8 protein-coding genes are annotated in these 7391 nt (G+C 67.4%); 7 read left to right on the forward strand and 1 reads right to left on the reverse strand.

All coding sequences use genetic code 11. The annotated features are described in order from the left end of the window. From A5709_RS19630 to A5709_RS19660, 7 genes are all read left to right on the forward strand, one after another. On the forward strand, positions 1-265 hold a 265-nt coding region (locus A5709_RS19630; protein ID WP_156768107.1), incomplete at its 5' end, for an RsmE family RNA methyltransferase. Between the two features lie 186 nt (positions 266-451). Then, positions 452-1510, forward strand: coding sequence for a PhoH family protein (locus A5709_RS19635; protein WP_067944069.1), 1059 nt, complete (start codon positions 452-454; stop codon positions 1508-1510). A gap of 30 nt (positions 1511-1540) precedes the next feature. Continuing rightward, entirely contained in the window at positions 1541-2074 is a 534-nt protein-coding gene (ybeY, locus tag A5709_RS19640) for an rRNA maturation RNase YbeY (RefSeq protein WP_067944067.1), read from the forward strand. Further along, positions 2071-3360: a hypothetical protein gene (locus tag A5709_RS19645; RefSeq protein WP_068121797.1), complete on the forward strand. Its 1290-nt coding sequence runs from the start codon at positions 2071-2073 to the stop codon at positions 3358-3360. The genes ybeY and A5709_RS19645 overlap by 4 nt, the downstream gene beginning before the upstream one ends. After that, positions 3357-4670 carry a hemolysin family protein gene (locus A5709_RS19650; RefSeq protein WP_067944066.1) on the forward strand — a complete coding sequence of 438 codons (1314 nt, stop codon included), beginning with the start codon at positions 3357-3359 and terminating at the stop codon, positions 4668-4670. Before A5709_RS19645 ends, A5709_RS19650 begins: the two co-directional genes overlap by 4 nt. 18 nt (positions 4671-4688) lie before the next feature. Then, positions 4689-5588, forward strand: a complete 900-nt coding sequence (gene era / locus A5709_RS19655) for a GTPase Era (RefSeq protein WP_067944065.1) — start codon at positions 4689-4691, stop codon at positions 5586-5588. A gap of 35 nt (positions 5589-5623) precedes the next feature. Continuing rightward, on the forward strand, positions 5624-6406 hold the full coding sequence (locus A5709_RS19660) for an SDR family oxidoreductase (protein ID WP_068121800.1): 783 nt from the start codon (positions 5624-5626) through the stop codon (positions 6404-6406). 48 nt (positions 6407-6454) lie between these two features. Here A5709_RS19660 and A5709_RS19665 read toward each other — a convergent pair. Next, the coding region (locus tag A5709_RS19665) for an aminotransferase class I/II-fold pyridoxal phosphate-dependent enzyme (RefSeq protein WP_369827383.1) at positions 6455-7391 on the reverse strand (937 nt) is incomplete at its 5' end.

Consider the following 7391-nt stretch of genomic DNA (forward strand, 5'->3'; position numbering starts at 1 on the left):
GGCCGCCGGAGCCGTGGCGCTGGCCCTGCACGAGTCGGCCACCGACCCGCTGACCAAACTCGATATCGCCCGCGCGACCGCGCTGCTTGTCGTGGTTGGTCCCGAAGGCGGCATCGCGCCCGACGAGATCGCCGCGTTGACCGAAGCGGGGGCGGTGCCGGTGCGGCTAGGCCCCCAGGTGCTGCGCACGTCGACCGCCGCGGCGGTGGCGCTGGGGGCGCTCGGCGTGCTAACCCCACGGTGGGACCACGCCTCCACCCTGTAGGGCGTAGCGCGATCGTGCCGCGTCGTCGCTGGTCCCGGGCGGACCGGTGCGGATGGGCCCGTCGCGAGGCAATCATCCGGCCCCCGCGAATACGCGGCTGAAGGCTGACCAATCTGGGGCCCCGGCGTAGACTTAGGCAGCCGAGCAAACCACCGACAAACCGAGAAAGCAGGCATCGAGAGCCACGTGACGCCCCGCGAGACCAGCGCTGTTGACGCAGCCGGAGGCCTCCAGGCCAACGCCGAAGTACGCAGCAGCATCGATGTTCCGCCCGATGTCGTCGTCGGCTTGTTGGGCTCGGCGGACGAAAACCTTCGCGCGCTGGAGCGCAGCCTGAACGCCGACCTGCACGTGCGTGGCAATGCCGTGACCGTCTCGGGCGAGCCCGCCGACGTCGCGCTGGCCGAGCGCGCGATCTCCGAACTCGTCGCGATCGTCGCCAACGGTCAGCCGTTGACGCCGGAGGTGGTCCGCCACAGCGTCGCCATGCTGGCCGGCACCGACAACGAGTCGCCGGCCGAAGTGCTCACCCTGGACATCCTGTCGCGGCGCGGCAAGACGATCCGGCCCAAGACGCTCAACCAGAAGCGCTACGTCGACGCGATCGACGCCAACACCATCGTCTTCGGGGTCGGCCCGGCAGGCACCGGCAAGACGTACCTGGCGATGGCCAAGGCGGTCAGCGCGTTGCAGACCAAACAGGTGAACCGCATCATCCTGACCCGGCCGGCGGTGGAAGCCGGTGAGCGCCTTGGCTTTTTACCGGGCACACTCAGCGAGAAGATCGACCCGTATCTGCGGCCGCTGTATGACGCCCTGTACGACATGATGGATCCCGAGCTGATCCCCAAGCTGATGTCCGCCGGGGTCATCGAGGTCGCGCCGCTGGCGTATATGCGTGGCCGCACGCTGAATTCGGCCTTCATCGTCCTCGACGAGGCGCAGAACACCACCGCAGAGCAGATGAAGATGTTCCTCACCCGGCTCGGCTTCGGATCGAAGATGGTCATCACCGGCGACATCACCCAGGTGGATCTTCCCGGCGGCGCCAAGTCGGGTCTGCGGTCGGCGATCGAGATCCTGGACAGCGTCGAGGACATCCACATCGCGGAGCTGACCAGTGTGGACGTGGTGCGCCACCGGCTGGTCTCCGAAATCGTCGACGCCTACGCCAGATTCGAAGAGCCGGGCCTGACGATGAACCGGGCGGCTCGGCGCGCGTCGGTCTCCCGTGGGCGCCGGTGATGAGGGCTGTGACTGTTTGATGGGCGTCTCATGAGCATCGAAGTGTCCAACGAGTCGGGCATCGACGTCTCCGAAACGGAGTTGATCAGCGTCGCACGATTTGTCATCGCCAAGATGGACGTCAACCCGGCGGCCGAACTGTCGATGGTGCTGTTGGACACCGCGGCCATGGCCGACCTGCACATGCGGTGGATGGATCTGCCGGGGCCGACGGACGTGATGAGTTTCCCGATGGACGAGCTCGAGCCGGGTGGCCGGCCCGACGCCCCGGAGCCGGGGCCGTCGATGCTGGGTGACATCGTCCTGTGCCCGGAATTCGCTGCCGGGCAGGCCGACGCGGCGGGGCACAGCCTCGGCCACGAGTTGGCGCTGTTGACCATCCACGGCGTGCTTCATCTGCTGGGTTACGACCACGGCGAGCCGGACGAGGAAAAAGAGATGTTCACCCTTCAGGACCGGTTGCTCGAAGAGTGGGTCGCCGAGCAAGTCGAGGCCTACCATCAGGACCGCCAGCAGGAGCGGGACCGCCAATTGCTGGACAAGTCAAGGTATTTCGACAATTGAACCTACGCAAAGCACTCGGAATCGCGGCTGCGGCCGCCATCGTCTTCGCGCCGATCTCGTTGGTGGCCAACACGATCGGGGCGGCGGAGGCGGCCCCCTGCGCCGGTGGCGGGTCGAACCCGACCAGCTGCAATTGGTGTCAGTATCTGGTGGCGCAGTATCACACCTCCAACGTGTGCTCCCAGGACGCGCCGCCGCGCCGGGCTCAGCCGTCCCCGACCCAGGTGCAGGTTCCCGAGCTTCCCCCGTACGTGCCGCCGAGCCCGGAGCCGGTGCATGCGCCGCCGGCCATCCCGCCAAACCTGCCGCCCACCAACCCGGTTGCCACGATCAACCCGCCGGGCCCCGACGCGTCGAGAAACGTCTCGGTGGTGGCCCCGCCGCGGGGGCTCGACGTTCCGCCGCAGGCGGTCGCGGCGGCCAAGGCCGCACCGGCGACGCGGGTCAATCCCGCCGACCCCCCGAAGCCACCGAAGCAGGTCGACTTCAACCAGCGGGTGCAGAATGTCGTCAGCAACCACCGGGAAAACGTCGACGTCCTCAAGGTCGACAATCAGAAGCTGGTCCGCCCCCGCCACTGGGACTACGTCGACTACGACGACGCCTACCGCCGCCCGGCGCTCTTCAACCCTCTGAAAGAGGGCATGGTCTTCCGCTACTCCTACAACGGTTCCGACCGCGAGGCGTATCTGGCGCCCGGTTCGCGCATCGTGCTGGACGCCGCGACCGTCGGCGTGGTCCCGTTCACCGCGGTCGGTGACAGCTGGGTGGCGGCGGGCAGCTTCTATGGCGGTGGCTCGGTACCGCCGGACGGCTTTAACGGCCCCCCGCCACCGGACTTCAAACCGCCGGCCCCCCCGAAGCTGTACCAGACTGTCCTGGTCGCTGTCCCCGCCGCCACCCAGACGGTGGAGGTCGCCCAGGTGGCGGTCGTGGGCCGGGACGAAAGCCAGCCCGGGGGCAGTCAGCAGACCTTCTTGCTCGACGACTCCACTATGGCCTGGGGCGAGATCAACGACTCCAGCAGCAGCAGCGCCCAGATCAGGGTGACGAAGACCCAGTCGTTGCCGCACGCCGGGCCGACCGACGACGGCAACTTCCTGGTGGTGCTCGCCGTGCGGCCGCACGAGGAGCCGACCCAACCCGCCCAGCCCTGGTGGCCTTCGGCGCTGGGCTACGGGACGCTGGGGATAGTGGTGTGCCTTACCGCCTGGGCCCTCAGTCGGAAGCGGAGCGACGACGACGTAGGGGAGCCTGTCACCACGTCAAGGTCTTCCGGGAATTGACCGGTCTTTCTTGGCTGCTCGGCGCGATGGCGCTCATCGCTATCGGCGGGCTGTTCGCGGCGATCGATGCCGCCATCAGCACCGTGTCGCTGGCCCGTGTCCAGGAGCTGGTGCGCGAGGAGCGGCCCGGCGCCGTGTCGCTGGCCGAGGTGATGGCCGAGCGGCCGCGCTACATCAACCTGGTGGTGCTGCTGCGCATCACCTGCGAGATCACGGCGACCGTGCTGTTGGTGCTTTTCCTGTACGACAACTTCGGCCTGAGCTGGGCGTTGTTCGGGGCCGCCGCGACCATGGTGGTCATCAGTTTCGTCGTCATCGGGGTCGGTCCGCGCACGCTGGGTCGCCAGCACGCGTATTCCATTTCGTTGACGACGGCCGTTCCGCTGCGGCTCATTTCGTGGTTGTTGATGCCCCTCAGCCGGTTGCTGGTGGTCCTGGGTAATGCGCTGACGCCGGGGCGCGGCCTGCGCAACGGGCCGTTCGCGTCCGAGATCGAGCTTCGCGAAGTCGTGGATCTGGCCCAGCAGCGCGGCGTGGTCGCCGCCGACGAACGCCGGATGATCGAGTCGGTCTTCGAGCTCGGCGACACCCCGGCCCGCGAGGTGATGGTGCCGCGCACCGAGATGATCTGGATCGAAAGCGACAAGCTTGCCAGTCAGGCGTTGAACCTCGCGGTGCGCAGTGGGCATTCGCGCATCCCGGTGATTGGCGAGAACGTCGACGACATCGTCGGCGTCGTGTACCTCAAAGACCTTGTGCAGCAGAGCTTTCTGTCCGGGGACGGGGGCCGGGGCATTACGGTGGCGCAGGTGATGCGTCCGGCGGTGTTCGTGCCGGACTCCAAGCCGCTCGATACGCTGCTGCGCGAAATGCAGCGCGACCGCAACCACATGGCGCTTCTCGTCGACGAGTACGGCGCCATAGCCGGCCTGGTGAGCATCGAAGACGTGCTGGAGGAGATCGTCGGCGAGATCGCCGACGAGTACGACCAGGCGGAGACGGCACCGGTAGAAGACCTGGGCGACAGACGTTTTCGCGTCTCGGCGCGGTTGCCCATCGAAGACCTCGGCGAGCTCTACGATGTGGACTTCGACGACGACCTCGACGTCGATACCGTCGGCGGTCTGCTCGCCTTGGAACTGGGCCGGGTTCCGCTGCCCGGGGCCGAGGTGGTCTCGCATGGCCTGCGCCTGCAAGCCGAAGGCGGCACCGACCACCGGGGGCGGGTACGGATCGGCACGGTCCTGCTGAGCCCGGCCGAGCCCGAGTCCAACGGCTCCGCCGGTCGTGGGGCCGACGAGCATGGCTGAGCGGCGGGGCGCCGGCGAATGACCGAATTCCATTCCGGCTTCGTGTGTTTGGTCGGCCGGCCGAACACCGGTAAGTCGACACTGACCAACGCCCTCGTCGGCACCAAGGTGGCGATCACCTCGACGCGGCCGCAGACCACCCGGCACACCATCCGCGGCATCGTGCACCGGGAGAACTTCCAGATCATCCTGGTCGACACGCCGGGCCTGCACCGGCCGCGCACTCTGCTGGGCAAGCGGCTCAACGACTTGGTGCGCGACACCTATGCCGAAGTCGACGTGATCGGGTTGTGCATCCCGGCCGACGAGGCGATCGGCCCGGGCGACCGATGGATCGTCGACCAAATCCGTTCCAACGCACCGAAGACGGCGCTGGTGGCCATCGTCACCAAGATCGACAAGGTGCCCAGGGACCGGGTGGCCGCGCAGCTGGTCGCGGTCAGCGAGCTGGTCGGCGACTCGGCGGAGATCGTCCCGGTTTCCGCGGCCACCGGGGCACAGGTCGACGTGCTGATCGACGTGCTCGCCGCGGCGCTGCCCCCCGGCCCCGCGTACTACCCCGACGGCGAGCTGACCGACGAGCCCGAGGAAGTCCTGATGGCGGAGCTCATTCGTGAGGCCGCGTTGGAGGGCGTCCGCGACGAGCTGCCGCACTCGCTGGCGGTGGTCATCGACGAGGTCAACCCCCGGGAGGACCGCGACGACCTCATCGACGTGCACGCGCTGCTCTACGTCGAGCGCGACAGCCAGAAAGGGATAGTCATCGGCAAGGGCGGCGCCCGGCTGCGACAGGTGGGCACCGCGGCGCGCGGCCAGATCGAAAAGTTGCTCGGCACCAAGGTCTACCTCGACCTGCGCGTCAAGGTCGCCAAGAACTGGCAGAGCGACCCCAAACAGCTTGGTCGGCTGGGCTTCTGAAGTTTGGTGGCATCGACGACGGGTAGCCGTCGCGTATGACCCAAGCACAGTTAGCTTTAGTGACCGGCGCGTCCAGCGGCATTGGGCTCGAACTGGCCAAGCAGTTCGCCCAACACGGCTACGACCTGGTCGTGGCGGCCGAAGAGGACGCCATCAGGGACGTACCGGACAAACTCTCCCGGTGGGACTCCGCCGTCCAGCCGATCCAGGTCGACCTTCGCACCCCCGAGGGGGTGGAGCACTTGTACCAGAGCACGATCGAAGGCGACCGCGTGCTGGCCGCCGCGGCCCTCAACGCCGGCATCGGCCGCGGCGAGATGTTCCTCAAGAGCGAACTCGCCGACGACCTCAGCATCGTCGACCTCAACGTGCGCTCGACGGTTCACCTGGCCAAGCTGGTGTTGCGCGACATGGCGAATCGTGACTCGGGCAAGGTGCTGTTCACGTCGTCCATTGCGGCCCAGATGCCGGGTTCGTATCAGCCGGTGTACAACGCGTCGAAGTCTTTCGTCCAATCGTTCGCCGAAGCGCTCCAGGATGAATTGCGCGGCACCCCAATCACTGTCACGGCGCTGATGCCCGGACCGACGGACACCAATTTCTTCGGCCGAGCCAAGATGGTTGAGTCCCTGATGGGCAAGGGCCCCAAAGACGATCCCGCCAAGGTCGCGCGGCAAGGGTTCGAGTCGCTGATGCGCGGCGATCAGAAGGTCGTCGCCGGGTCGGTCCTCGTCAAGGCCATGGGTGCTGCCAACCGCGTGCTGCCCGACAGCGTCAAAGCCGTTGGCAATCGGGTGATGTCGCGCCCGCGGAGATGATATGGCGGTGACCCGCGGCGCCCGGGTTCCCCGCGCTTGCGATCGCCGCTAGGCAAGCACGCGGATTGTCTGCAGTGACGGATCCGCCGCGTCGGGGACGTTCATGCCGGCGCGCACACCGGAACACAGGTAGTCCAGCACAGCCCCGTTGAGGCGCTCGCCGGGTACGACGGCGGGAATGCCCGGCGGATACGGTGTGCACTGCTCGGCGGCGACGCGGCCGGTGGCTCGGTCGGTGGATACCGATTCGACGCGCCCGAAGAACGCGTCGCGCGGCAGGCAGACGGTTTCCAGCTCCATCTGCTCCGGTGACGGCAGGTCGATGCGTGGTGGCGGCTCGAAGTCGTGGGCGGCTTTGCGCCAGGCCCACAGCGCATCCGTGAGGCGGCCGGCGGTGTCTTTGTCGTCGGCCATCGACAGTGTCGCCAGGATGCGGCGGTGATCGCTCATCCCGGTGTCGATGTGGGCGTGCTCGCGCAGCCAGTCGTGCGCCTGATAACCGGAGGTGCCCGTGGCGGACACGTCCATCAACACTTGCATTCGGTCCAGGTCGTGCGACGCCTGCACACCGAGCAATTCGTCGTCGAGCACCTGTACATCCGGGATGGATTCGATGTCCTTGCGCAGCTGGCACGCGAGATCCAATGCCCCATCCAGTAATTCGTGCCCGTGCTGCACCATCTGGCGCCGCCACCCGTCCATCGCGGCGTACACCAGGACGTTGGGGCTGGTGGTCATCAGCAGGTCCGCGCAGGCCGACAAGCGGTCTTGATCGATCAGGTCGCCCTGCACGTGAAACACGGAGCCCTGTTCGAAGCCGGCGCCCATCTTGTGGACGCTGACAACGCAGACGTCCGCACCGGCATCCATCGCCCAGGTCGGTAGGTTCTCGTGGAACGGCAGGTGCGCCCCCCAGGCCTCGTCGATGATCAACGGCTTGCCGCGCGCGTGGCAGACCTCCGCGATCCCCGCGATGTCGGCGCAG

This window comes from Mycobacterium sp. E1386 (assembly GCF_001672745.1).
GTDB lineage: Bacteria > Actinomycetota > Actinomycetes > Mycobacteriales > Mycobacteriaceae > Mycobacterium.

Coding starts and splice junctions, on each gene's coding strand:
- ybeY (WP_067944067.1), top strand. CDS start 1,541: ATGAGCATCGAAGTGTCCAACGAGTCGGGCATCGACGTCTCCGAAACG.
- era (WP_067944065.1), top strand. CDS start 4,689: ATGACCGAATTCCATTCCGGCTTCGTGTGTTTGGTCGGCCGGCCGAAC.
- A5709_RS19660 (WP_068121800.1), top strand. CDS start 5,624: ATGACCCAAGCACAGTTAGCTTTAGTGACCGGCGCGTCCAGCGGCATT.